Here is a 24,114-nt window from a genome sequence, read left to right on the forward strand (position 1 = left end):
AGTTCCGGGTCGGAGTATGTGTCGCCGCCCCATGTGCCGCCGGCCACCCAGCTCGTAACTTCTTGCGCCATGACGGCAGAACCCGTGGCGGTCCCCCACGTCGTACACGTCGACCTCTCCGGTCGTAGCGCCCTGGTGACCGGTGGTGGCAGCGGCATCGGCCGGGCCTGCGCCCTGCGGCTGGCCGCGGCGGGCGCGGCGGTGCTGGTGGTGGACCGCAACGTCGAGGCGGCCACGGCGGTGGCCGCCGAGGCGGGCGGCCGGGCGGAGGGCGTCGACCTCGCCGAGCCCGGGGCGCTGGAGCGGATCGACGCCGCCGTCGACATCGTGGTCAACAACGCCGGTCTCCAGCACGTCGCGCCGGTCCAGGACTTCCCCACCGAACGCTTCGCCCACCTGCACCGGGTGATGGTCGAGGCGCCCTTCCAGATCATCCGGCGGGCGCTGCCGCACATGTACGCCCAGGGCTGGGGCCGGATCGTCAACATCTCCTCCGTGCACGGGCTGCGCGCCTCGCCCTACAAGGCGGCGTACGTGTCGGCCAAGCACGCGCTGGAGGGGCTGTCGAAGGTGGTCGCCCTGGAGGGCGCGGCGCACGGCGTCACCGCCAACTGCATCAACCCGGCGTACGTGCGCACCGCGCTGGTGGAGAGCCAGATCGCCGACCAGGCGGCCAGTCACGGCATCGGCGAGGACGAGGTGGTCGAGAAGATCATGCTGGCCCGGGCGGCGATCAAGCGGCTGATCGAGCCGGAGGAGGTCGCCGAGCTGATGGCGTACCTGTGCTCGGCGCCGGCGGCGTTCATCACCGGCGCGTCGATCGCCCTCGACGGGGGCTGGACGGCGAACTAGTGGCAACCCGCACAATGGGCGTCATGTCGTCGCCGGTCGAGTTCCTGGAGCTGCTCGCCCGGGAGGCGGCGCCCGTCGAGTTCGAGGGCCCGCTGGTGGCGGCCCGGGCCGCCGGGCTGCCCCCCGAGCGGCTGGCCGAACTCGAACAGGCCAAGCTGGTCGCGCTGCGGGTACGCGGCCTGCTGGAACGTCGGCGCCGCCGGGAGACCGAGCTGTCCGGCCTGTACGACACCGCCGGCGACCTGGCCGGGCTGCGCGACCTGGACGACGTGCTGCGGGCCATCGTGCACCGGGCCCGGCACCTGCTCGGCGCGGACGTGGCGTACATGACGCTCAACGACGACGAGCGCGGCGACACGTACATGCGGGTCACCGACGGGTCGATCTCGGCGCGGTTCCAACGGCTGCGGCTGGAGATGGGCGACGGCCTGGGCGGCCTGGTGGCGCAGACCGGCACCCCGTACGTGACCGCGAACTACGCCGAGGACGAGCGGTTCCACCACACCGGGGAGATCGACGGCGGGGTGGGCGAGGAGGGGCTGGTGGCGATCCTCGGGGTGCCGCTGCGCCTCGGGTCGAGCGTCATCGGGGTGCTGTACGCGGCGAACCGGTCGGCCCGGCCGTTCGCCCGCGAGGAGGTGTCGCTGCTGGTCTCCCTGGCCGCGCACGCGGCGGTGGCGATCGACACCGCCCGGCTGCTGGCCGAGACCCGCTCGGCGCTGGCCGAGCTGTCGGCGGCGAACACCACCATCCGGGCGCACAGCAGCTCGGTGGAGCGGGCGGCGGCGGCGCACGACCGGATGACCGCGCTGGTGCTGCGCGGCGGCGGGATGGAGGACGTCGCCGCGGCGGTCACCGAGGTGCTGGGCGGCGCGCTGCTGGCGCTGGACGCGGAGGGACGGCTGCTGGCCCGGGTGGGCGAGATCGGCGAGCCGGACCGGGCCGACCTGGTGGAGGCAGTGGCGGCCTCCCGTACCGAGGGGCGCAGCGTGCGGCGGGGCCGACTCTGGTACGCCGCGGTGGTGGCCGGGGCCGAGAACCTGGGCGCGCTGGTGCTGCGCCCGGACGGCGAGTTGGTCGACGCCGACCAGCGGATCCTGGAGCGGGCGTCGCTGGTCACCGCGCTGCTGCTGCTGTTCCGGCGGACCGTCGCCGAGGCGGAGGGGCGGGTCCGGGGCGAGCTGCTCGACGACCTGATCGCCCGGCCGTTGCGGGATCTCGACGCGCTGCGCAGCCGGGCCCGCCGGCTCGGGGTGGACCTGGACGCGCCGCACGTGCTGGTGGCGGTCGGCGACGACGCGTTCGCCGCCACCGGCTCGGCCCGGCTGCGGGTGCTCTCCTGGGCCACCACGTACGCCTCGACCCGGGGTGGCCTGGCCGCGGCGCGCGACGGTCGGGTGGTGCTGATGCTGCCCGGCCGGGACGCCGGGGGCAGCGCCCGCGCGGTGGCCCGGGACCTGTCCCGGGTGACCGGTCGGCCGGTGACCGCCGGGGCGAGCGGCCCGGCGGCGGGGGCGGCGGGGCTGGCGACGACCTTCACCGAGGCGGACCGCTGCCTCACCGCGCTGGGCGCGCTGGGCCGCACCGGCGAGGGGGCGAGCACCGCCGAGCTGGGCTTCGTCGGCCTGCTCCTCGGCACGGTCGGCGACCAGGGGGAACGGGACGTGGCCCGGTTCCTCACCGGCACCGTCGGGCCGGTGGTCGACTACGACGCGCGGCGGGGCACCGCGCTGGTGCGCACGCTGGAGGCGTACTTCGGGGTGGGTGGCAGCCTGGCCCGGGCCGCCGAGCAGCTACACGTGCACGTCAACACGGTGACCCAGCGGCTGGAGCGGGTCGGGCAGTTGCTCGGCGCGGACTGGCAGCGGCCGGAGCGGGCACTGGAGGTGCAGCTCGCGCTGCGCCTGCACCGGCTGCGGACCCCGGCGGGTTGAGTCTCAGCGGGTCCGCAGGCCGTCCAGCACCCCGTCGACGATCTTCTCCGGCAGCAGCCGGTCGTCCAGCTCCGGGTGCCAGCGCAGCATCCGCTGGATCAGCATCGGCCCGGTGAACAGCGCCATCGCCACCTCGACGTCGAGGTCGGCCCGGAGTTCGCCGCTGGCGACGCCCCGGCGCAGCACCTCGCGCATCAGCTTCCGGCGCGGCTCGATGATGTTCTGGTAGAGCTGGAAGTGGTCCGGGCTGCGGTTCACCTCGGGCACCAGGCAGGGCATGATCTTGGCGGCCCGGGGGTCGATGTTGTGCCCGACGGCCCCGACGAGCAGCACCAGGTCGTCCCGGACGGAGTTCCCGGCGGGCTGCGACACGACGCCCTTGAGCCGGCGCAGCGCGTCCAGCAGCAGCGCGTCCTTGCCGGGCCAGCGGCGGTAGATGGTGGCCTTGCCCACCCCGGCGCGGGCGGCGATCGCCTCGATGGACAGCGTCTCGATGGTGCTGCCCTCGGCGAGCAGGTCGAGGGTGGCCTCGATGATGGCCTCGTCCGCGCGGATGCTCCGCGGTCGCCCGGGCGACCGCGGAGCATCGGCGGTGTGACTCATGTCAGACATTGAATCCGAACCTACGCGGTTCCGGCCAACTCCCGCTCCTCCACCACCGCCGGTGCGGTGGTGGCGGCGGACCGGCCGGGCATCCAGCGCAGCACCACGAGGATGCCGAGGGCGGCCACCAACGCGGAGATCGCCGCCGCCCAGTGCATGGCCGAGACGAAGGCGTCGTTGGCCGCCGCGATCAGCTTCGGCGCCGCCGGGCCGAGCTGGGCCGCCGCCGCGTACGCGCCGGAGACGGACTCGGTGGCCGCCTCCCGGGCCGGGGCGGGCAGGGTGTCGACCGTCGAGGCGATGTCCTGCCGGTAGACGGCGGAGAGCACCGAGCCGAGCACGGCGACGCCCAGCGCGCCGGCGACCTGGCGGACGGTGTTGCTCACCGCGGACCCGACGCCGGCCTTCTCCCGGGGCAGCGCCGACATGATCGACTCGGTGGCCGGCGGCATGATGTTCGCCATCCCGGTGCCCTGGAGGAAGAAGACCACCAGCACCACCCAGATCGGCGTGTCGGCGTCGACGAAGGCGAACGCGGCCAGCGCCACGGCGGTCAGCGCGAGGCCCACCGTGGCGACCGTCCGGCCGCCGTACCGGCGCACCATCGCGGCGCTGCGCGGCGCGAAGACCAGTTGCGCGCCGGCGAAGGGCAGGAAGAGCAGGCCGGTCTCCAGCGGGCTGTAGCCCCGGACCAACTGCATGTAGAAGGAGCTGAAGAACATCACCCCCATCGCGGCGAAGAAGACCAGGCCGACGATCGCCACCGGCGCGGCGAACCGGGGCACCCGGAACAGCCGGACGTCCAGCGACGGGTGGTCACTGCGCCGCTCGTGCGCCACGAACCAGGCCAGCACCGCCAGCCCACCGACGATGGCGGCCCAGACCAGCGGACGGTCGAAGCCGTGCTCGCCGCCGTCGATGATGCCGTAGGTCAGCGCGACCAGACCGACGACCGAGAGCAGCACGCCGAGCACGTCGACCCGGCCCGGGTTCGGGTCGCGGGACTCGGGCACCAGCAGGGCCACCAGCAGCACGCCGAGCGCCACCACCGGCACGTTGATCAGGAAGACCGAACCCCACCAGTAGTGCTCCAGCAGCGCGCCGCCGAGGATCGGGCCGATCGCCACCGCCAGGCCGACCGCGCCGGCCCAGATGCCGATGGCGCGGCCCCGCTCCCGGGGGTCGAAGACGTTGGAGATGATCGACAGGGTCACCGGCATGATGGCCGCGCCGCCGATGCCCATCAGGGCGCGGGCCGCGATGAGCTGGCCGGGGCTCTGCGCGTACGCCGACAGCAGCGACGACAGGCCGAACAGGACCAGACCGATCAGCAGGAACCGGCGGCGGCCGGCCCGGTCGCCGAGCACCCCGAAGGTGAACAGCAGGCCGGCGAAGACCAGGGTGTAGGAGTTGATCGACCACTCCAGCTCGCCCTGGCTGGCGCCGAGGCCGTGCACCGGGTCGGCCAGCGTGCGCAGGGCGACGTTGAGGATGGTGTTGTCGAGGACGACGACCAGCAGGCTGATCACCAGCACGCCGAGGATCGCCCACCGCCTCGGATGTCCGGTGTTCTCGTGCGGTTCCATCGGTTCCGGTTCTCCCCCCGGCTCACCCGCGTCGCGCAATACGATACGGGGCAGACTCGTAACGTCGTTCACCTTACGGGTCAGGTTTTCGATACGGCGACGTTTCGTATCGGATGTGTCGGGAGTCACGCCACCCGTGCGGCGGGTGACGGCCGGCCCCGGGTCCGGCCGGTCAGGACGGCGCGCCGCAGGCCGCGAGCGCGGCGGAGAAGCTGGTCAGGCGGGCCGACGACGGCCCCGGCCGGCAGCGGATCTGTCAGCACCAGACGTACCCCCGGGTAGGTGACCACTACCAGGGGTTCGCTGGGACGGCGCGGTTCGGATCCGCCGCCGGCGCGGCTATCTGCGCCGGGCCGCCGTCCACCGCAGCGCCAGGGCGGCCACGGTGCCCCACAAGCCGCGCCGGAACACCAGCACGACGAGGACGAAGATGCCGCCGGTGACCAGGCCGACGGACTCGAACCCGGAGAACGACAGCCAGTCCTCCAGCCGGACCACCACCGCCGCGCCGAGCACTCCACCCCAGAGCGTGCCGATGCCGCCGAGGACCACCACGATCACGGCCTTGCCGGAGGTGGTCCAGTGCAGCACGTCGAGGGAGACGAACCGGTGGCCGACGGCGAACAGGCCGCCGCCGAGTCCGGCGATGAATCCGGAGAGGACGAACGCGGTCAGCTTGTAGCGGTGCACCGGGTAGCCGAGCGCGCGGGCCCGGGCCGGGTTGTCCCGGATGCCGACCAGTACCCGCCCGAACGGGGAGTGCGTGATCCGCCAGGCGGCGGCCAGCCCGAGCAGCACGATCGGCAGGATCGCGTAGTAGAAGTAGTAGTCGTCGGACAGGTCGAGGCCGAACAGCGCGCGGGGCACCCCCTGGAGGCCGTTCTCGCCCTGGGTGACCGACCGCCACTCGTTCGCCACGTAGTAGATCATCTGCGCGAAGGCCAGGGTGACCATGGCGAAGTAGATGCCGGTCCGCTTCACCGCCAGGTACCCGATCGGCAGGGCCAGCGCCGCCGCGCCGAGCGCACCGGCCAGCACGGCCAGCGGGAACGGCAGGCCGGCGTGGATGGCGACCAGTCCGGTGAGGTAGGCGGAGGTGCCCCAGAACGCGGCGTGCCCGAAGGACATCAGGCCGGTGAAGCCGAGCAGCAGGTCCACCGAGACGGCGAAGAGCGCCCAGCACAGGATGTCGACCGCGACCGCCGGGTAGAGCCCGTTGGGCAGCCAGAGCGCGGCACCCAGACCGGCGGCGAGCAGCGCGTACCGGACCCAGCCGGGGGCGCGGGCCACCGCGACCAGGCCGGAGCGGGCCGGCCCCGGGGCCGCCTCGGTGTCCACCACAGTGGTCATGCCGGTGCCTCCTCACGGCCGAACAGACCGGCCGGCCGCCAGAGCAGCACGGCAGCCATCACGACGAAGACGATCGTCTGGGACACGATCGGGAAGTCGGACAGGTACGCCTCACCCCACGCCTGGACCAGGCCGATGCCGAAGCCGGCGGCCACCGACCCGAAGATCGAGCCGAGCCCACCGATCACCACCACCGCGAAGACCACGATGATCAGGTCGGCGCCCATCAGCGGGTTCACCGCGCGCATCGGGGCGGCGAGCACCCCGGCGAGCCCGGCCAGCCCGATGCCGAAGCCGAAGACCGGCGTCACCCAGCGTCCGACGTCGATACCGAGGGCCCGGGTCAGCTCCGGCCGCTCGGTGGCCGCCCGGACCACCATGCCGATCCGGGTACGGCTGAGCACCCACCACACGGCGCCGCAGAGCAGCACCGTGAAGGCGAGGATGAAGACCCGGTACGTCGGGAAGTCGAACAGCCCGAAGTCCACCGAGCCGGACAGCTCCGCCGGGGTGGCGTACGGGCTGGACTGCACGCCGTACCGGGTCTTCACCAGGTCCTGGAGGATCAGGGTGAGGCCGAAGGTGAGCAGGAAGTTGTAGAGCGGGTCGAGCCGGGTGAGCCGGTGGATGACGGCCCGTTCCAGCACCATGCCGAGCACGGCGAGGGCCAGCGGCATCACGACCAGGGCCGCCCAGAACGGCACCCCGGCCTCGGCGAGCAGCACGTACGCGCCGAAGGCACCGAGCATGTAGAACGCGCCGTGGGCGAAGTTGACCACCCGGAGCATGCCGAAGATCACCGCCAGCCCGAGGGCGAGCAGGGCGTAGAACGCCCCGCTCACCAACCCGTTGAAGGTGTTCTGGAGAAAGCCGGTCACCGCGCCACCTTCGTTCGCGACTGCGGGGCTCGCAGAACCGGCTCGCTCCTCGCGCTCACAGCTTGCAGTCCGCCGACGGGGCGCGGAACGCCTCCGCGGCCGGGATGGTCTTGAGCACCTTGACGTAGTCCCACGGCTCGGTGACCTCGGCCTGCGGCTTCACCTGGGCCAGGTACGCGTCGTGCACGACCCGGTGATCCTCGGCGCGGATCCGGCCGTTGCGCAGGAAGACGTCGTTGACGGTCTTGCCCTCCAGTCCCTTGACGACGGTGTCGGCGTCGTCGGTCCCGGCGGCCTGCACCGCCTCCAGGTACTGGGTCGCCGCCGAGTAGTTGGCCGCGTGGGCGAAGGACGGCCGGGTCCCGGTCTCGGCCTGGAACCGGTCGGCGAACTCCCGGTTCTGCTGGTCGAAGTTCCAGTACCAGGCGTCGGTGTAGGTGGTGCCCGCCAACGCCGCCGGGGTGAGCGAGTGGATGTCGGTGATGAACATCAGGCCCACCGCCAGCCCGATCCCCTTGTCCCGCAGCTTGAACTCGTTGTACTGCTTGACCACGTTGACCAGCTCCGCGCCGGCCTGCATGGTGCCGAGCACCTGCGGCTTCGGGTGCAGCGTCGGGGCCTTGAGCAGGAAGGTCGAGTAGTCGCCGGTGGTGTTGGGGAACGGCGCCCCGTCCTTGCCGACGACCGTGCCGCCGGCCTGGCCGATCGCGGCGGAGAAGCTCTTCTCCATGTCCTGACCGAACGCGTAGTTCGGGTAGAGGATGTACCAGTTCTTGCCGACCTGCTCGGTGGTGGTCTTACCGGTGCCGTTGGCCAGCATGTACGTGTCGTACGCGTAGTGGAAGGTGTACTTGTTGCAGCTCTTGCCGGTCAGGTCGGTGGTGGCCGCGCCGATGTTGAAGTAGAGCTTCTTCTTCTCCTTCGCCACGTCGGCGACCTTGAGGGCGGCCGACGAGGTGGGCACGTCGAGGATCAGGTCGACGCCCTTGCGGTCGTACATCTCCTGGGCCTTGGCGTTGGCCACGTCCGGCTTGTTCTGGTGGTCGGCGGTCTCCACGCTGATGTCCTTCGTCACCGCCTTGTCGCCGTACTTCGCCTTGAAGTCGGCGATGGCCAGCTCCACGGCCTTCACCGAGTTCTTCCCGGACAGCTCCGAGTAGGCCCCGGACTGGTCGTTGAGCACGCCCAGCACGATCTTGTCGCCGGTCAGCTTCTGGTCGCCGCCACCGGCCGGGCCACCACCGCCGCAGCCGGCGGCCAGCAGCACCGCCGCCGACGCGGCGGCCACACCCACGCTCCTACGCATGTCCATCCCTTCCGCCGCGCGGCCTCCGCGCGGGTCAGCCGTCGTCAGATGCCGAGGTACGCCAGCAGCTCGCGTTCCCGCGAGCGCACCTCGGAGTTGGCCATCGCCTCCACGACGCGCCCCTCGGCCAGCAGGTAGTGCCGGTCGGCGACGCCGGTGGCGAAGTGCAGGTTCTGCTCGACCAGCAGCACGGTCACGCCGTGCTGCTTGGCGTTCCGCAGCAGGTCGCCGACCTGCTGCACGAGCAGCGGGGAGAGCCCCTCGGTGGGCTCGTCGCAGAGCAGCAGCCGGGCGCCCATCCGCAGCACCCGGGCCAGGGCGAGCATCTGCTGCTCGCCGCCGGAGAGCATGGTCGCGGCCGAGTCGCGGCGCTGCCACAACGCGGGAAACGCCTCGTAGACCCGTTCGAGGGGCCACGGGTCGGGGCCGACCCGGGGCGGCAGGGTCAGGTTCTCGGTGACGGTCAGGGTGGCGTACGCGCCCCGGTCGTCGGGGACCCAGCCGAGCCCGGCCCGCGCCCGCCGGTACGCCGGCAGCCGCCCGACGTCCCGGCCGTCCAGCTCGACCGTGCCGCGCTGGTCCGGGTGCAGCCCCATCACGCAGCGCAGCAGGGTGGACTTGCCGGCCCCGTTGCGGCCGACGAGGGTGACCACCTCGCCGGCGGCGACGTCCAGGCTCACCTCCCGCAGCACCTGCGCCTCGCCGTAGAACGCGGAGAGTTTGTCAATGCGCAGCATCAGCGGCTCCCAGGTAGGCGGTGATGACCCGCTCGTCGGCCCGGACCTGGTCGTAGGAGCCCTCCACCAGGATCTTCCCGGCCTGCAGGACGGTGACGGTGTCGGCGAGCCGGCCGACGACGCTCATGTTGTGCTCGACCATCACCACGGTCCGACCGGACCGGACCAGGCCGATCAGGGCGACGGTGCGGTCGACGTCCTCCAGCCCCATCCCGGCGGTCGGCTCGTCGAGCAGCAGCACCTTCGGGTCGAGGGCGAGGGCGAGGGCCAACTCCAGGGCCCGCTTGCGGCCGTAGGCGAGGGCCTCGGCGGGCGCCTCGGCCAGCGCGCCGAGGCCGACCATGTCGAGCAGTTCGTCGGCCCGCTGCCGGTAGCGGTCCAGCAGCTTCGCCGAGCGCCAGAACCGCCAGCCCAGCCCGCTGGGGCTCTGCAACGCCAACTCGACGTGCTCCCGGGCGGAGAGCTGCGGGAAGAGGCTGGTGATCTGGAAGGAGCGGGCCACGCCCAGCCGGGCGACCCGCTCCGGCGGCAGCCCGGTGACGTCCCGGCCGGCCAGCTCGATCCGCCCGGCGGTGGCCGGCAGGAATCCGGTGAGCAGGTTGAACAGGGTGGTCTTCCCGGCGCCGTTCGGCCCGACCAGGGCATGCACGCTGTCCGGCGCGACGTCCAGGTCGACGTGGTCGACGGCCCGGAAGCCCCGGAAGTCGCGGGTCAGCCCCCGGGCCGACAGGAGCGCGTGCCCGGCCATCGCCTCATCCTCCGCAGGTCCACCGCGGCAGCCAGGTCGGTGACCGGGGTCACAGGACCGTCGCGTGCTGGAAACCTACGGGGACCCGGTGGAGTCGAGCCATGTCGATGTCACACACATTCCCGGCGGGCCAGGCGGGGACCACGGCCATGCGCGCCCCCGCACCGGGCGGCCGGTGCGGACCGACGGTGCCGCCGGTGGGCGCGCCCATGTGGCCCGGCCACCGCTCGGCCCACCCGGGGGTACCCGGGCCGGCTGTTCCCGTCGGCCCGGCCGGGGAACAGCCGCCCGGTGAGCCGTCGCAGCCGGGACCGGCCGGCACGGGCGGGCCGCCGGTTCAGCCGGCCAGCGCGTCCAGTGCCAGGTCGACGTCCTCCTCGGTGGTGTACACGTGGAAGGAGGCGCGCACCAGGCCGGCACGCACCGCCGCCCGGATCCCGGCCCGCGCCAGCTTCTCCTGCGCGCCGGGCACCTGCACGGTGACGATCGCGCTCTCCCCCGGTGGCCGACCCAGGCCGGCGAGGAAACGGTTGGCCAGCGCCACGTCGTGCGCCCGGATCGCCGGCAGGCCGATCTCGGCGATCAGTTCCAGGGCGGGTGCGGTGCCGACCCAGCTGAACCAGGCCGGGGAGATGTCGAACCGGCGGGCGTCGTCGGCCAACCGCAGCGGCGGGCCGTAGTAGGAGGAGTGCGGGTCCTGGCCCGCGTACCAGCCGGCGGCGTCCGGGCGCATCCGCTCCCGCAGCGCCGGGGCCAGGTAACCCAGCGCCGAGCCGCGCGGGGCCATCAACCACTTGTACGCCCCGACCACGACCGCGTCGGCCAGCGACGCGTCGAACGGCAGCCAGCCGCACGCCTGGGTGGCGTCCACCACCACCAGCGCGCCGTGCGCCCGGGCCGCGGCCACCACCTCGGCGTACGGGGCGACGGCCCCGTCGGCGGACTGCACCAGGCTGAACGCGACCAGGTCGGTGTCGGCGTCGATCGCGTCGAGTAGACCGGCCAGCGGCACGGTACGCACCCGCACCCCCCGCTCCTGCTGCACCAGCCAGGGGAACAGGTTGGAGGTGAACTCGACCTCCGGGACGACCACGGTGGCCCCGGCCGGCAGGGCGGCGGCGACCGGCGCGAGGAGTTGCGACACGGCGCTGCCGACCGCGACGTCCGCCCTCGGCACGCCGACCAGACCGGCGAAGGCGGCCCGGGACCGCTCGGTCGCCTCCCCCCACGTCTCCCAGGGGGTACGCCCCACCCGCCAGCCGGCCATGGCGTCCTGCACCGCCGTCCACGCCGGCTCGGGCGGTAGCCCGTAGCTGGCGGTGTTCAACCAGCCCGGGTCCGGCTGCCACAGTTTGCTCGCCTGTTCCAACTCCATGCGTCGAGGCTATTGACCGCCGAGCCCGGTCGTCAGCGCCAATCGTGCGGTGGTGGCCCGGCGGGCCGGGCGGTGCCCGGCCCGGCTTGACAGCCTGCCCTAGGTTGATGATCCACATCGTGACGAACCCTGAAAGGGTGATGCCCCGTGCCGGTCGGCTTCACATTCGCCGTCATCCTCGGAATCGGGCTGGCGATCTCCGGCGCGGTGGCGATCATCGCCCGGAACCGGGGCATCACGCAGATGGCCGCGCTGGTCGCGCTCGGCTGCCTGGCCGGGACGCTGGTCTTCACCGTGGGGTCGAGCGCACACTCCGTCCCGATCCGCTCGGTCGGGATCGTCACCAGCTTCAACAAGCCGACCGGCAGGGTCACCGGCTCCGGGCTGAAGTGGGTCGCTCCCTGGCAGAAGGTCGGCGAGTGGGACGCCGGCCGGCAGAAGTACGACCACATCGGCGGCGACCGGTGCGTCCGGGTCCGTACCGGCACCCTCGCCGACGCCTGCGTGGAAGTGTTGATCGAGTGGCAGGTCAAGCCCGAGAACGCGCCGAAGCAGTTCATGGACTACAAGGGCGACTTCCAGAGCTTCCGGGGCCAGCGGGTGGGGGTGCAGCTCGACAGCGCCGTCAACGACGCCTTCGCCGCCTACAACCCGCTGGAGAAGATCGACGCCCGGACCGGCAACCTGAACGTCGACCTCAAGCCCTTCGCCCAGGGAATCCGGGGCAACGCCGAGGCGCGGCTCTCCGGCGACGTCGACATCCTCTCCGTCACCATCACCCGGGTCAACCACGACGACAAGACCGAGGGCAACATCAAGGCCTTCCAGGACAAGCTCGCGCAGACCCGCAACCTCGAACAGGACCGGAAGAACGCCGACATCCAGAAGCAGATCACCGAGACCAACGCCAAGGTCGACAAGGTGTCCCGCTGCCTGGAGATCGCGGAGAAGAACGGCAGCACGCCCGGGCTGTGCATCAACCCGGGGATCGTCACCGGGGGCAAGTGACGACCGACCGCAGCGGTCAGCCGTCGCGCCCCACCCACGGCGGCCAGCAGATCCTGCTGGCCGCCGACCGACGGCCTCGGGGCGAGCACCGGCTGTCGCGGGGGCGGCCGGCCTCCTGCCCCGGCCCGGGGGATCAGCGGCCCGGAACGGTCCGGCCCAGCGCCGGCAGGACCGCCCCGCGACGGGTCAGCTCACGTTGGCCGGGCCGAGGACGCTCTTCAGGTCGCCCATCAACGCGGTGGTGGCGGCCACCCGGAACGGCCCGAGCCGCAGCGTGGTCACCTTGCCGCCGTTGAGCAGCTTGACGTGCACCTCGGTGTCGCCCGGGTGCAGCACCAGGGTCTCCTTGAGCCGTTCGACCAGCGGCGGCGTGCAGCGGTGCACCGGGATGGTGAGGGTGACCGGCTTGTTGGCCGGGTTGCTGCTGACGTCCGGCATGGACATGTCCATCGCCATGATCCGTGGGGTGTCGTCGCGGCGGTCCACCCGGCCCTTCACCACCACGATCGCGTCCTCGGCGATGTACTGGCCGATCACCTCGTAGGTGTTGGGGAAGAACAGCGTCTCCACCCCGCCGGCCAGGTCCTCCAGGGTGGCCGAGGCCCAGGCCCGGCCCTGCTTGGTGACCCGGCGCTGGACGCCGGAGAGGATGCCGGCCAGGGTGACCACCGCCCCGTCGGGCACGGTGCCCTCCTCGGACAGCGCGGCGATCGTGGTGTCGGCCGCCGCGCCGAGGACGTGTTCCAGGCCGAACAGCGGGTGGTCGGAGACGTAGAGGCCGAGCATCTCGCGTTCGAAGGCGAGCTTGTCCCGCTTGTCCCACTCGCTGTCGCCGATGACGGGCATCACCGTGGTGCTGCCGCCGGTGTCGGCGTCGCCGAAGCCGGCGCCGAAGAGGTCGTACTGGCCGACCGCCTCCTTGCGCTTGACGTCGGCGAAGGCGTCGATGGCGTCGGCGTGCACGGCGAGCAGGCCCTTGCGGGTGTGCTTCAGCGAGTCGAAGGCGCCCGCCTTGATCAGGGATTCGATGGTCTTCTTGTTGCAGACCACCGCGTCGACCTTCGACAGGAAGTCGTAGAAGTCGGCGTACTCGCCCTTCTCGTCGCGGCACCGCATGATCGCCGCGACCACGTTCGCGCCGACGTTGCGGACCGCCGCCAGGCCGAACCGGATGTCCTGGCCGACCGGGGTGAACGGGCCGGCCGAGGTGTTGACGTCGGGTGGCAGCACCTGGATGCGCATCCGTCGGCACTCGGACAGGTAGAGCGCCATCTTGTCCTTGTCGTCGCCGACGGAGGTGAGCAGCGCCGCCATGTACTCGGCCGGGTAGTGCGCCTTGAGGTACGCCGTCCAGTACGACACCAGGCCGTACGCGGCGGAGTGCGCCTTGTTGAAGGCGTACCCGGCGAACGGCACCAGGACGTCCCACACCGCCTGGATCGCGGCGTCGGAGTAGCCGCGCTCGCGGCAGCCGTCCCGGAACGGGATGAACTCCTTGTCGAGGATCTCCTTCTTCTTCTTGCCCATCGCCCGGCGGAGCAGGTCGGCCTGGCCGAGGGTGTAGCCGGCGAGGATCTGCGCGGCGCGCTGCACCTGCTCCTGGTAGACGATCAGGCCGTGGGTCGGGGCGAGGATCTCCCGCAGCGGCTCCTCCAGCTCCGGGTGGATCGGGGTGATCTCCTGGAGGCCGTTCTTGCGCAGCGCGTAGTTGGTGTGCGAGTCGACGCCCATCGGGCCGGGCCGGTAGAGCGCCAGGACGGCGGAGATGTCCTCGAAGTTGTCCGGCTTCATCAGCCGCAGCAGCGAGCGCATCGGCCCGCCGTCGAGCTGGAACACGCCGAGGGTGTCGCCCCGGGCCAGCAGGTCGTAGGCGGCCTTGTCGGCCAGCTCCAGGCCCAGCAGGTCGAGCTGCTTGCCGTGGTTGAGCTGGATGTTCTTGACCGCGTCGTCGATGATCGTCAGGTTGCGCAGGCCGAGGAAGTCCATCTTCAACAGCCCGAGCGACTCGCAGGTCGGGTAGTCGAACTGGGTGATGATCGCCCCGTCGGCGTCGCGGCGCATCAGCGGGATGTGCTCGATGATCGGCTCGGCGGACATGATCACGCCGGCGGCGTGCACCCCGGTCTGCCGGATCAGCCCCTCGATGCCCTTGGCGGTGTCGATCACCTTGCGGACGTCCGGGTCCGACTCGTAGAGGCCCCGGATCTCGCCGGCCTCGGCATAGCGGGGGTGCTTCGGGTCGAAGATGCCGGTGAGCGGGATGTCCTTGCCCATCACCGCCGGGGGCATCGCCTTGGTGATCCGGTCGCCCACCGCGTACGGGAAGCCGAGGACCCGGGCCGAGTCCTTGATCGCGGCCTTCGCCTTGATCGTACCGAAGGTGGCGATCTGGGCGACCTTGTCCTCACCCCACTTGTCGGTGACGTACTTGATCACCTCGCCGCGCCGACGCTCGTCGAAGTCGATGTCGACGTCCGGCATCGAGACCCGTTCGGGGTTGAGGAACCGCTCGAAGATCAGCCCGTGCGGGATCGGGTCCAGGTCGGTGATGCCCAGCGCGTACGCGACCAGCGAGCCGGCCGCCGAGCCACGGCCCGGTCCGACCGCGATGCCCTGGTTCTTCGCCCACTGGATGAAGTCGGCGACCACGAGGAAGTACGACGGGAAGCCCATCTGGATGATGACGCCCAGCTCGTACTCGGCCTGGACCACGTGCCCCTCGGGGATCCCCCCCGGGTAGCGGCGGGCCAGCCCGGCGAAGGTCTCCTTGCGGAACCAGGACTCCTCGGTCTCCCCCTCCGGCACCGGGAAGCGCGGCATCAGGTTGTGGAACTCGAACATCCCGGTCGGGTCGACCTTCTCGGCGACCAGCAGGGTGTTGCGGCAGCCCTGCTGCCACAGCTCGGACGAGTCGACCGCGCGCATCTGGTCGGCGGACTTGACGAAGTAGCCGCCGCCCTCGAAGCGGAACCGGTTCGGGTCGGCGACGTTGCTGCCGGTCTGCACGCAGAGCAGCACGTCGTGCGCCTCGGCCTGCGCCTCGTGGGTGTAGTGCGAGTCGTTGGTGACCACCGGCGGGATGTCCAGCTTGCGGGCGATCTCGGTCAGCCCGTCCCGGACCCGACGCTCGATCTCCAGGCCGTGGTCCATGATCTCCAGGAAGTAGTTCTCCTTACCGAAGATGTCCTGGTAGCTGCCCGCGACCTTGAGCGCCTCGTCGAACTGCCCCAGCCGCAGCCGGGTCTGCACCGCGCCGGACGGGCAGCCGGTGGTGGCCATGATGCCCTCGGCGTGCTCGGCGATCAGCTCCATGTCCATCCGGGGCCACTTGACGTAGTGCCCCTCCATGGAGGCGCGCGAGTTGAGGGTGAACAGGTTCTTCAGGCCCTGCGCGTTGCGCGCCCACATCGTCTTGTGGGTGATCGCGCCGTTACCGGAGATGTCGTCGCTCTTCTGCTCCGGCCGGCCCCACTTGACCCGCGCCTTGTGGTAGCGCGACTCCGGCGCCACGTACGCCTCGACCCCCAGGATCGGGGTGATGCCGGCGGCCATCGCCTGCTTGTAGAAGTCGTTCGCGCCGTGCATGTTGCCGTGGTCGGTGATCGCCACCGCCGGCATGCCGAGCCGGTTGGCCTCGGCGAAGAGGTCCTTCAGCCGGGCCGCGCCATCGAGCATCGAGTACTCGGTGTGGACATGCAGATGCGCGAACGAATCACCCATGCGTGGCGCCCCCCGGCGGTGTGGATCAAGGCTGGTGTCGGCTTCGACCGGCCCACCCTACCGACGTCGTCCGGGCGGCTCCACCGCCGCGCCGGGGGTGGTCCGCGTCGGCAATCCGCCACCCCGACGGCGATCGACGTGCACCGACACGACGTTATATCCCTCGACATTAGTGTGTGCCACACACTATGGTGTGAGACATGGTTAGCGAGGATGTCCTGCGGACCCATCTCCAGGAGCTGCGCCGGGGCACGGTGGTGGTGGCCAGCCTGGTGGCCCTGCGCCGGGCCGACTACGGCTACGCCCTGCTCCAGCGGCTGGCCGGGCACGGCTTCCCGGTCGACGCCAACACGCTCTACCCCCTGCTGCGCCGGCTGGAGGAGCAGGGGCTGCTGACCAGCGAGTGGAACACCGAGGAGAGCCGGCCGCGCAAGTTCTACCGGACCAGCGCCGACGGGGAGTCGGTGCTGGTGCGCCTGCTGGCCGACCTCGCCGCCGTACAGACCTCCGTGACCGGGCTGATCGAAGGAGCCGACCGATGAGTTCCCTGACCGACCGCTACCTCGCCGCCACCCTACGGGCGGTGCCGGCGCCCCGCCGCGAGGAGATCGCCACCGAGCTGCGCGCCTCGATCGAGGACATGATCGACGACCGCACCGGCGGCGGTCAGGACGCCGCCACCGCCGAACGCGAGGTGCTCACCGAACTGGGCCACCCGGAGCGGCTCGCCGCCCGCTACGCCGACCGCCGACTCCAGCTCATCGGCCCCACCTACTACCTGGTCTGGCAGCGGTTGCTACGGCGGCTGCTCAGCACGATCCCCGGCGCGGTCGGCGTCCTCGTCGGGGTGGTCCAGGCGACCGTCGGCGACCACCCGGGCGGGGCCATCGGGTCGGGCATCAGCGCCGCCATCCAGACGGCCGTGCAGATCGCCTTCTGGGTGACGCTGTGCTTCGCCATCCTGGAACGCACCGACGCCTCGCTGAAGCTCCCCGAGTGGGGCGTCGACCAACTCCCCGAGGCCCCGGTGGAACGCGACGTACGGCTCACCGACACCTGCGCCTCGGTGGCGACGATCCTGCTCACCCTGGCCTTCCTGCCCTGGCAGCACTTCCGGTCCTGGGTCTCCGGCACCGGGGGCGAGCGGATCCCGCTGCTCGACCCGACGCTGTGGAGGTCCTGGCTGCCGGTGCTGGCGGCCGTCCTGGTGGCCAGCCTGGTGCTGGAGGTCGTGAAGTACCGCACTGGGCGGTGGACCTGGTCGCTCGTCGCGGTCAACGCGCTGCTCGACCTGGCCTTCGCCGTCCCGGTGGTCTGGCTGCTGCTCACCGAACGGCTGCTCAACCCGGATCTGGTCGCCCGGTTCTCCTGGCTGCGCGACGGCGACGGCCTGGGCATCGCCACCCGGGTCAGCGTCGTGGTCGTCGCGGCGATCACCCTCTGGGACGTCGTCGAGAGCGTCGTCAAGGCCCGCCGGCACAACGCGCCCCGGCACGACGGGTGACCCCGGATCCCGGCCCGGCGCACACGGGGACGCCGGGCCGGGATCCGGTCACCCGGCTGCCGCCCCGGCCCGCCACCCGCGCCAGCGCGGGCCAGCGCGGGCCAGCGCGGGCCAGCAGGGCGTGCACCGCCTCGCCGGACCACTCCCGCCTGACCGGCCCTCCGGGGTGGGCGACGACGCCCTCCGCCGGCGGATGGCATGGTCAGTGGGTGAGCAGCACACCTCCCACCCCCTGGCGCCGCCCCCCACCGACCACCCGGCAACGCCGGAACGACCTGTCCGTCGCGCTGGCCGTCGCCGTCCTGGCCCTGTTCGACCTGGCGCTCGCCCGCAGCACCGGCGCGTTCGGGCTGGGCCCGCCACCGCCGCTGCCCGAACAGGTCTGGTGGGTGCTGGCGGTCACCGTACCGCTGGCCTGGCGACGCCGGACGCCGACCGCCGTGGCCGTCGTCGTCGCGGTCGCGTTCGTCGCGGGGCAGGTACGGGCCGTCCCCCTCACCCAACTCCCCTCGGCCGCGCTGTTCACCGCGCTCTACACGCTCGGCGCCTGGGGCACCGACCGGCGGCTCGCCGGCCGGGTACGGATCGGCATCATCGCGGCCATGTTCGGCTGGCTGGGGTTGTCCCTGCTGCTGCGGATGGACGGCCTCTCGTCGGCGTCGTTCACCGACGCGGCCGGGCCGGTGCCCCCGGTGCTCGCCGCGATCATCAACGGGGTCCTGTTCAACGTGCTGTTCTTCGCCTTCGCCCACTACTTCGGCGAGACCGCCTGGCTGGCCGCCCGGCGGCAGCACGAACTCCGCGAGCAGGCCGAGGAGCTGCGCCGCTCGCAGGCCCAGGCGGGCGAGCGGGCGGTCATCGGTGAACGGGTCCGGATCGCCCGTGAGCTGCACGACTCGGTGGCCCACCACGTCTCGGTGATGGGGGTGCAGGCGGCGGCCTGCCGACGGGTCCTCGACCGGGACCGGGACAAGGCCCGGACCGCCCTGACCGCCATCGAGACCACCGCCCGGACCGCCGTCGACGAGCTGCGCCGGATGCTCGGTGTGCTGCGCGACCCGAGGGGGGTCGCCGGGGCCGACGACGCGGGCCGGCCGGACGCCGCCGGCATCGACCGGCTCGGCGACCTGGTCACCCGCGCCACCGGGACGGGCCTGCGGGCCGACCTCGGGGTGTACGGCGAGCCGGTGCCGCTGCCGCAGTCGGTGTCGCAGGCGGCGTACCGGATCGTGCAGGAGGCGGTGACGAACACCGTCAAGCACGCCGGGGCTACCGTGCTGGACGTGCGGATCCGCTACCTGGCCCGGGAACTGGAGATCGACGTGAGCGACGACGGACGGGCCGGCGGGCCGACCGGGACCGGCGGCCTCGGGCTGATCGGCATGCGGGAACGGGTCGCCGCGCACGACGGGGTGCTGGAGGTCGGACCCCGCCAGGGCGGTGGCTTCCGGGTGCGGGCCCGCATCCCGCTGGCCGCCGGGGAGCAGTCGACGTGACCGCCGCCACCACCGGCCCGGACCCGTCCCGGCCCGTCCGGGTGCTGCTCGTCGACGACCAGCACCTGGTGCGGACCGGCTTCCGGGTCATCCTCGAGGTGGAGGACGACATCGAGGTGGTGGGCGAGGCGGCCGACGGCGAGCGGGCCGTCACGATGGCCCGCGCCACCCGACCGGACGTCGTGCTGATGGACGTGGAGATGCCCGTCCTCGACGGGCTGGCGGCGACCCGCCGGATCACCGCCGACGCCGGACCGGACGGCCCCGCGGTGCTGATCCTCACCACGTTCGACCGCGACGACTACCTGTTCGCCGCGCTGCGGGCCGGGGCCAGCGGCTTCCTGCTCAAGAACGGCACCCCGGAGGAGCTGATCGACGCGGTACGGGTCGTCGCCCGCGGCGACGGGCTGATCGCACCGGCGCTGACCCGGCGGGTCATCGCCAGCTTCGCCCGGCCCGGCGGGGCGGCGGGCACCCCCCACCGGCCGGCGGCCGGCCCCCCGCCGGCCGAGCTGACGCCACGGGAACACGAGGTGCTGGAGTTGCTGGCCCGGGGCGACAGCAACGCGGAGATCGCCGCCGCGCTGCACCTCGGCGAGGCGACGGTGAAGACCCACGTCAGCCGGGTGCTGGCCAAGCTCGGCCTGCGGGACCGGGTGCAGGCGGTCGTCTTCGCCTACGAGCACGGCGTGGTCCGGCCGGGCGGCTGACGGGTCCGTCGCGCGACGGACCCGGATGCTCATTCCCGGGAGGGACGGCGGGCGGCCCCCGGCGATCTAGCGTTCGGAACCATGACCAGCGTGCTCCGCCTGGACGGCGTCGATCGCAGCTTCGGCGACCGCCAGGTGCTCAGGAACGTCTCCTTCGAGGTGGCGGCCGGCCGGATGACCGGCTTCGTCGGCGGCAACGGCGCCGGCAAGACCACCACCATGCGGATCGTCCTCGGCGTGCTCGCCGCCGACGCCGGCCGGGTGACCTGGCGGGGCGAACGGCTGACCCGGGAGACCCGCCGCCGGTTCGGCTACATGCCCGAGGAACGCGGGCTGTACCCGAAGATGACCGCCCGGGAGCAGGTGGTCTACCTCGGCCGGCTGCACGGCCTCGACCCGGCGGCGGCCCGGCGGCACACCGACGCGCTGCTGGACCGGGTCGGCCTCGCCGAACGCGGCGACGACCTGCTGGAGACGCTGTCCCTGGGCAACCAGCAGCGGGCCCAGATCGCCGCCGCGCTGGTGCACGATCCCGAGGTCCTGGTGCTGGACGAGCCGTTCTCCGGGCTCGACCCGCTGGCCGTCGACACGGTGGTCGACGTGCTGCGGGAGCGGGCCGCCACCGGCGTCCCGGTGCTCTTCTCCAGCCACCAGCTCGACGTGGTGGAACGGCTCTGCGACGACCTCGTGATCATCGCCGACGGGCGGATCCGGGCCGCCGGACGACGCGACGAGCTGCGCGCGGCGTACACCCTGCCCCGCTTCGAGCTGGTCGTCGACGGCGACGCGGGATGGGTACGGGACCAGCCCGGGGTGACCCTGGTCGACCTCGACGGCGCCCGCGCCGTGGTCGACCTCACCGCCGACACCGACGACCAGGCCGTCCTGCGCGCGGCGCTGGCCCGTGGCCCGGTCCGCGCCTTCCGTCCGGTCACCCCGTCCCTCGCCGAGATCTTCCGAGAGGTCAACCAGTGAACACCTACCAGGCCACCAGGCTGGTCGCCGGCCGCGAGCTGAAGGTCCGGCTACGGGACAAGACGTTCCTCTACGGCACCCTGTTCTTCCTGCTCGTCGCGGTGGCCGCGACGGTGCTCCCGGCGTTGCTGGGCGGCGGACCGTCGACGGTGGCGACGACCGGGGCCGGCGCCGGCACGCTGCGCGCGGCCGGCCTGGAGGTCCGGGTCGTGGCCGACGACGCCGCCGCCGAACGGGCGGTCCGGGACGGCGAGGTGGACGCGGCGGTGGTCGCCGGCCCGACGGTCCTCGCCGTGGACGACGCCCCCGACGACGTGGTGCGGGCCCTGAGCGCCGCCCCGGCGGTCCGGCTGCTGAACCCCGACGCCGTCGACCCGCTCGTCGCGTACCTGGTGCCGTTCGCCTTCGCGTTCGTCTTCTTCGCCACCTCGCAGATGTTCGGCCTACAGATCGCGCAGAGCGTCACCGAGGAGAAGCAGACCAGGATCGTCGAGATCCTGGTGGCCGCGGTACCGGTCCGGGCGCTGCTGGCCGGGAAGATGGTCGCCGCCGGTCTGCTGGCGCTGGGCCAGATCACCCTGATCGCGGTGGCCGCGGTGGCCGGCACCCGGATCGCCGGCAGCGGGGACCTGCTCACCCTGCTGGGGCCGGCGATCGGCTGGTTCGTGCCGTTCTTCCTGCTCGGCTTCCTGCTGCTGGCGGCGATGTGGGCGGTGGCCGGCGCGCTGGTCAACCGGCAGGAGGACATCGCCGGGGTGTCCACGCCGGTGCAGTTCGCCGTCATGCTGCCGTTCTTCGGGGTGGTCTTCCTCAACGACAACACGGTCGCCATGCGGGTCCTGTCCTACCTGCCGTTCTCCGCTCCGACGGCGATGCCGCTGCGGCTGTTCACCGGGGACGCGGCGGCCTGGGAGCCGGTGGTGTCGCTGGCGCTGCTGCTCGTCACCGCCGGTGCCTTCGTCGCCGCGGGCGCCCGGGTCTACCAGGGGTCGCTGCTGCGGACCAACGGGAAGACCTCGGTACGGGCCGCCTGGCGGGAACGGGAGACGGTCGGCTGACCGGCGCGGGCCGGGGTCAGCCGGGGACGGTGTCCCAGCCGGCGGGCAGCCGGGGCACCGGCCAGGACGGGTCCGGACGCCAGTGCGCCCACCCGTCGTCCCACCAGCGCCGGCCCGCGTCGAGCAGGGCGGCGATCCGGTCGCCCTCGGCGCGGATCGTGTCGGCCATCCCCGGGTAGCGCCCCTCCACGAGGCGCTGGGCGAACATCTCCACGTCCTTCCAGACGTACCGGTCGGCGTCGGCCGCCCACCAGAGGTCCAGCTCGTGGTCGAGGGTGTCCACCCCGATCGGGGTACGCCGGAACGGGTCCTGGAGGTTGAAGTACCAGCCGGCGAAGGCGCGGTCCGGTCCGGTCCAGAAGACGTCGACCGAGTGCCCCTCGCCGGGGCGTTGCAGCATCAGCTTGCCGTGCCCGGACCACGCGGTGTGCCCGGCGGTCTGCCAGGGGTGCCGCCCGCACGGGAAGGTGCCCCGCTCGGGAAAGCCGAACTCGGCGCCGGGTGGCAGGTAGAGCGCGAGCAGGTCGGCGGAGTCCACCACGCAGATGGTGGGGCAGCCGAACCAGACCTCACCGCGCAGGATCTCCCGCCGGACGACCACGTCGCCCGGCGGGAATCCGTGTCGCGTCACCGGGATCAGGCGTCGACCGCGGCCAGCACGTCGTCGGAGACGTCGAAGTTCGCGTAGACGTTCTGCACGTCGTCGCAGTCCTCCAGGACGTCGATCAGCTTGAACACCTTGCGCGCGCCGTCCTCGTCCAGCGGCACGTTCATGCTGGGGATCAGGGACGACTCGGCCGACTCGTACTCGATGCCGGCGTCCTGCAGGGCGGTGCGGACACCGATCAGGTCGGTCGGCTCGGAGACCACCTCGTACGCCTCGCCGAGGTCGTTGACCTCCTCCGCGCCGGCGTCGAGGACCGCCATCATCACGTCGTCCTCGGTGGTCCCGGCCTTGGGGACGATCACCACGCCCTTGCGGGAGAACATGTACGACACCGAGCCGGCGTCGGCGAGCGAGCCGCCGTTGCGGGTCAGCGCGGTGCGGACCTCGGTGGCGGCCCGGTTGCGGTTGTCGGTGAGGCACTCGATCAGCATCGCCACGCCGTTCGGGCCGTAGCCCTCGTACATGATCGTCTGCCAGTCGGCGCCGCCGGCCTCCAGGCCGGAGCCGCGCTTGACCGCACGGTCGATGTTGTCGTTCGGGACCGAGTTCTTCTTGGCCTTCTGGATGGCGTCGTAGAGCGTCGGGTTACCGGCCGGGTCGCCGCCGCCGGTGCGGGCCGCGACCTCGACGTTCTTGATCAGCTTGGCGAACATCTTGCCGCGCTTGGCGTCGATGACGGCCTTCTTGTGCTTGGTGGTCGCCCACTTTGAGTGGCCGGACATCTCATACCTCCGTCTGTTGACTCACGCCTTGCGTCGACAGTCCGCGCCGACTCCAGACCAGGACCGCCGCCGGTCGCATCGAGGGCTGCGGCGGGCGGTGCCCGAGCCGAACCGCGGCAATCCTACCGAGACACCCCCACCCGCCGTCACACCCGGCGCGCCACACCGCGATCCTGCACCCGGGGCCCGCCCCACGACGGTGCGATCCCGGCCGGTCGGGGCCGACGGCGCCCGATCGCCGGGGTCAGCGGGCGGTGCGGGTCAGGTCGACGAAGTAGCGGTGCAGGCGGGAGTCGGCGGTCAGCTCGGGGTGGAACGAGGTGGCCAGCAGGTTGCCCTGGCGGACGGCGACGATCCGGTCGGCGGCGGGGCCGCCGGTGACCCGACCGAGGACCTCGACGTCGGCGCCGACCCGCTCGACCCAGGGGGCGCGGATGAAGACCGCGTGGAACGGACCGCCGTCGACCCCGGTGATCTCCACCGGGGCCTCGAACGAGTCGACCTGGCGGCCGAACGCGTTACGCCGCACCGTCATCTCGATCCCGGCGAACCCGCGCTGGTCGGGACGGCCGTCCAGGACCTCGGTGGCCAGCATGATCATGCCGGCGCAGGACCCGTAGACCGGCATGCCGCCGGCGATCCGCTTGTCGATCGGCTCGCGCATCTCGAAGATGTCCGCGAGCTTGCTCATGGTGGTGGACTCCCCGCCGGGGACGACCAGCCCGTCGACCGCGTCCAGCTCGGCCGGACGGCGTACCGGGCGGGCGTCCGCGCCGGCGTCGGCCAGGGCGGCGACGTGCTCACGCACGTCGCCCTGGAGGGCGAGCACCCCGATGACCGGTGCGTCACTCATCGCGTCGTCGCTCCTTCGTCTGGACGGGTCGG

The 24,114-nt window shown here is 72.4% G+C and carries 21 protein-coding genes; 9 read left to right on the top strand and 12 right to left on the bottom strand.

Annotated features, from left to right (window positions below; all coding sequences use genetic code 11):
• The first annotated feature begins 69 nt into the window (after positions 1-69).
• Both ACIQG9_RS16400 and ACIQG9_RS16405 read left to right on the top strand, forming a co-directional pair.
• Complete coding sequence (locus tag ACIQG9_RS16400; RefSeq protein WP_400402712.1) at positions 70-852, top strand: 3-hydroxybutyrate dehydrogenase; 783 nt, start codon at positions 70-72, stop codon at positions 850-852.
• A gap of 14 nt (positions 853-866) precedes the next feature.
• Complete coding sequence (locus tag ACIQG9_RS16405; protein WP_400403216.1) at positions 867-2,786, top strand: helix-turn-helix domain-containing protein; 1,920 nt, start codon at positions 867-869, stop codon at positions 2,784-2,786.
• A 3-nt stretch (positions 2,787-2,789) separates the two neighbouring features.
• Here ACIQG9_RS16405 and ACIQG9_RS16410 read toward each other — a convergent pair whose 3' ends face one another.
• The 8 genes from ACIQG9_RS16410 to ACIQG9_RS16445 form a co-directional block, all read right to left on the bottom strand.
• Positions 2,790-3,398, bottom strand: coding sequence for a TetR/AcrR family transcriptional regulator (locus ACIQG9_RS16410; protein WP_400402715.1), 609 nt, complete (start codon positions 3,396-3,398; stop codon positions 2,790-2,792).
• Between the two features lie 11 nt (positions 3,399-3,409).
• Positions 3,410-4,975 carry an MFS transporter gene (locus ACIQG9_RS16415; protein WP_400402717.1) on the bottom strand — a complete coding sequence of 522 codons (1,566 nt, stop codon included), beginning with the start codon at positions 4,973-4,975 and terminating at the stop codon, positions 3,410-3,412.
• Between the two features lie 339 nt (positions 4,976-5,314).
• Complete coding sequence (locus tag ACIQG9_RS16420; protein ID WP_400402720.1) at positions 5,315-6,325, bottom strand: branched-chain amino acid ABC transporter permease; 1,011 nt, start codon at positions 6,323-6,325, stop codon at positions 5,315-5,317.
• Complete coding sequence (locus ACIQG9_RS16425) at positions 6,322-7,203, bottom strand: branched-chain amino acid ABC transporter permease (RefSeq protein WP_400402723.1); 882 nt, start codon at positions 7,201-7,203, stop codon at positions 6,322-6,324. The genes ACIQG9_RS16420 and ACIQG9_RS16425 overlap by 4 nt, the downstream gene beginning before the upstream one ends.
• A 55-nt stretch (positions 7,204-7,258) precedes the next feature.
• Entirely contained in the window at positions 7,259-8,515 is a 1,257-nt protein-coding gene (locus ACIQG9_RS16430; protein ID WP_400402726.1) for an ABC transporter substrate-binding protein, read from the bottom strand.
• Between the two features lie 38 nt (positions 8,516-8,553).
• Entirely contained in the window at positions 8,554-9,246 is a 693-nt protein-coding gene (locus ACIQG9_RS16435) for an ABC transporter ATP-binding protein (RefSeq protein ID WP_400402728.1), read from the bottom strand.
• Entirely contained in the window at positions 9,233-9,994 is a 762-nt protein-coding gene (locus tag ACIQG9_RS16440; RefSeq protein WP_400402730.1) for an ABC transporter ATP-binding protein, read from the bottom strand. Before ACIQG9_RS16440 ends, ACIQG9_RS16435 begins: the two co-directional genes overlap by 14 nt.
• 337 nt (positions 9,995-10,331) lie before the next feature.
• Positions 10,332-11,369: an aminotransferase class V-fold PLP-dependent enzyme gene (locus tag ACIQG9_RS16445; RefSeq protein ID WP_400402733.1), complete on the bottom strand. Its 1,038-nt coding sequence runs from the start codon at positions 11,367-11,369 to the stop codon at positions 10,332-10,334.
• Between the two features lie 147 nt (positions 11,370-11,516).
• Here ACIQG9_RS16445 and ACIQG9_RS16450 point away from each other — a divergent pair, with 147 nt between their 5' ends.
• A complete protein-coding gene (locus tag ACIQG9_RS16450) occupies positions 11,517-12,377 on the top strand; it encodes an SPFH domain-containing protein (RefSeq protein WP_400402736.1) in 861 nt (286 codons plus the stop codon).
• 186 nt (positions 12,378-12,563) lie between these two features.
• Here ACIQG9_RS16450 and dnaE read toward each other — a convergent pair whose 3' ends face one another.
• The gene (gene dnaE / locus ACIQG9_RS16455) at positions 12,564-16,097 is read right to left on the bottom strand and encodes a DNA polymerase III subunit alpha (protein WP_400402738.1); all 3,534 of its coding nucleotides are present in this window, start codon (positions 16,095-16,097) and stop codon (positions 12,564-12,566) included.
• A 200-nt stretch (positions 16,098-16,297) separates the two neighbouring features.
• Here dnaE and ACIQG9_RS16460 point away from each other — a divergent pair, with 200 nt between their 5' ends.
• The 6 genes from ACIQG9_RS16460 to ACIQG9_RS16485 all read left to right on the top strand — a co-directional run bounded on the left by ACIQG9_RS16460 (position 16,298) and on the right by ACIQG9_RS16485 (position 21,840).
• Positions 16,298-16,639 (top strand): PadR family transcriptional regulator, encoded by a 342-nt coding sequence (locus ACIQG9_RS16460; protein ID WP_400402741.1) that lies wholly within the window; start codon positions 16,298-16,300, stop codon positions 16,637-16,639.
• Positions 16,636-17,601 carry a permease prefix domain 1-containing protein gene (locus ACIQG9_RS16465; protein WP_400402743.1) on the top strand — a complete coding sequence of 322 codons (966 nt, stop codon included), beginning with the start codon at positions 16,636-16,638 and terminating at the stop codon, positions 17,599-17,601. Before ACIQG9_RS16460 ends, ACIQG9_RS16465 begins: the two co-directional genes overlap by 4 nt.
• Positions 17,602-17,810: 209 nt before the next feature.
• Positions 17,811-19,097, top strand: coding sequence for a sensor histidine kinase (locus tag ACIQG9_RS16470; protein ID WP_400402746.1), 1,287 nt, complete (start codon positions 17,811-17,813; stop codon positions 19,095-19,097).
• Positions 19,094-19,807 carry a response regulator gene (locus ACIQG9_RS16475; protein ID WP_400402747.1) on the top strand — a complete coding sequence of 238 codons (714 nt, stop codon included), beginning with the start codon at positions 19,094-19,096 and terminating at the stop codon, positions 19,805-19,807. The genes ACIQG9_RS16470 and ACIQG9_RS16475 overlap by 4 nt, the downstream gene beginning before the upstream one ends.
• An 81-nt stretch (positions 19,808-19,888) precedes the next feature.
• Positions 19,889-20,782, top strand: coding sequence for an ABC transporter ATP-binding protein (locus ACIQG9_RS16480; RefSeq protein ID WP_400402750.1), 894 nt, complete (start codon positions 19,889-19,891; stop codon positions 20,780-20,782).
• Positions 20,779-21,840, top strand: coding sequence for an ABC transporter permease (locus ACIQG9_RS16485; RefSeq protein ID WP_400402752.1), 1,062 nt, complete (start codon positions 20,779-20,781; stop codon positions 21,838-21,840). Before ACIQG9_RS16480 ends, ACIQG9_RS16485 begins: the two co-directional genes overlap by 4 nt.
• A 16-nt stretch (positions 21,841-21,856) precedes the next feature.
• On the opposite strand, the gene ACIQG9_RS16490 is transcribed toward ACIQG9_RS16485, so the two are convergent.
• From ACIQG9_RS16490 to pdxT, 3 genes are all read right to left on the bottom strand, one after another.
• Positions 21,857-22,471: a DUF402 domain-containing protein gene (locus ACIQG9_RS16490; protein WP_400402755.1), complete on the bottom strand. Its 615-nt coding sequence runs from the start codon at positions 22,469-22,471 to the stop codon at positions 21,857-21,859.
• Between the two features lie 5 nt (positions 22,472-22,476).
• Positions 22,477-23,229 carry a YebC/PmpR family DNA-binding transcriptional regulator gene (locus ACIQG9_RS16495; protein ID WP_400402757.1) on the bottom strand — a complete coding sequence of 251 codons (753 nt, stop codon included), beginning with the start codon at positions 23,227-23,229 and terminating at the stop codon, positions 22,477-22,479.
• Positions 23,230-23,473: 244 nt separating this feature from the next.
• Positions 23,474-24,082: a pyridoxal 5'-phosphate synthase glutaminase subunit PdxT gene (gene pdxT / locus ACIQG9_RS16500; protein WP_400402760.1), complete on the bottom strand. Its 609-nt coding sequence runs from the start codon at positions 24,080-24,082 to the stop codon at positions 23,474-23,476.
• Between the last annotated feature and the right edge of the window lie 32 nt (positions 24,083-24,114).

The sequence above is a fragment of the Micromonospora sp. NPDC092111 genome (assembly GCF_044755745.1).
Taxonomy (GTDB): domain Bacteria; phylum Actinomycetota; class Actinomycetes; order Mycobacteriales; family Micromonosporaceae; genus Micromonospora.

What these genes read in the sequence shown, in the direction of transcription:
- ACIQG9_RS16400 (WP_400402712.1), top strand. Translation starts at nt 70, where the DNA reads ATGACGGCAGAACCCGTGGCGGTCCCCCACGTCGTACACGTCGACCTC.
- ACIQG9_RS16405 (WP_400403216.1), top strand. Translation starts at nt 867, where the DNA reads ATGGGCGTCATGTCGTCGCCGGTCGAGTTCCTGGAGCTGCTCGCCCGG.
- ACIQG9_RS16410 (WP_400402715.1), bottom strand. Translation starts at nt 3,398, where the DNA reads ATGTCTGACATGAGTCACACCGCCGATGCTCCGCGGTCGCCCGGGCGA.
- ACIQG9_RS16415 (WP_400402717.1), bottom strand. Translation starts at nt 4,975, where the DNA reads ATGGAACCGCACGAGAACACCGGACATCCGAGGCGGTGGGCGATCCTC.
- ACIQG9_RS16420 (WP_400402720.1), bottom strand. Translation starts at nt 6,325, where the DNA reads ATGACCACTGTGGTGGACACCGAGGCGGCCCCGGGGCCGGCCCGCTCC.
- ACIQG9_RS16430 (WP_400402726.1), bottom strand. Translation starts at nt 8,515, where the DNA reads ATGGACATGCGTAGGAGCGTGGGTGTGGCCGCCGCGTCGGCGGCGGTG.
- ACIQG9_RS16435 (WP_400402728.1), bottom strand. Translation starts at nt 9,246, where the DNA reads ATGCTGCGCATTGACAAACTCTCCGCGTTCTACGGCGAGGCGCAGGTG.
- ACIQG9_RS16440 (WP_400402730.1), bottom strand. Translation starts at nt 9,994, where the DNA reads ATGGCCGGGCACGCGCTCCTGTCGGCCCGGGGGCTGACCCGCGACTTC.
- ACIQG9_RS16445 (WP_400402733.1), bottom strand. Translation starts at nt 11,369, where the DNA reads ATGGAGTTGGAACAGGCGAGCAAACTGTGGCAGCCGGACCCGGGCTGG.
- dnaE (WP_400402738.1), bottom strand. Translation starts at nt 16,097, where the DNA reads ATGGGTGATTCGTTCGCGCATCTGCATGTCCACACCGAGTACTCGATG.
- ACIQG9_RS16460 (WP_400402741.1), top strand. Translation starts at nt 16,298, where the DNA reads ATGGTTAGCGAGGATGTCCTGCGGACCCATCTCCAGGAGCTGCGCCGG.
- ACIQG9_RS16465 (WP_400402743.1), top strand. Translation starts at nt 16,636, where the DNA reads ATGAGTTCCCTGACCGACCGCTACCTCGCCGCCACCCTACGGGCGGTG.
- ACIQG9_RS16480 (WP_400402750.1), top strand. Translation starts at nt 19,889, where the DNA reads ATGACCAGCGTGCTCCGCCTGGACGGCGTCGATCGCAGCTTCGGCGAC.
- ACIQG9_RS16495 (WP_400402757.1), bottom strand. Translation starts at nt 23,229, where the DNA reads ATGTCCGGCCACTCAAAGTGGGCGACCACCAAGCACAAGAAGGCCGTC.
- pdxT (WP_400402760.1), bottom strand. Translation starts at nt 24,082, where the DNA reads ATGAGTGACGCACCGGTCATCGGGGTGCTCGCCCTCCAGGGCGACGTG.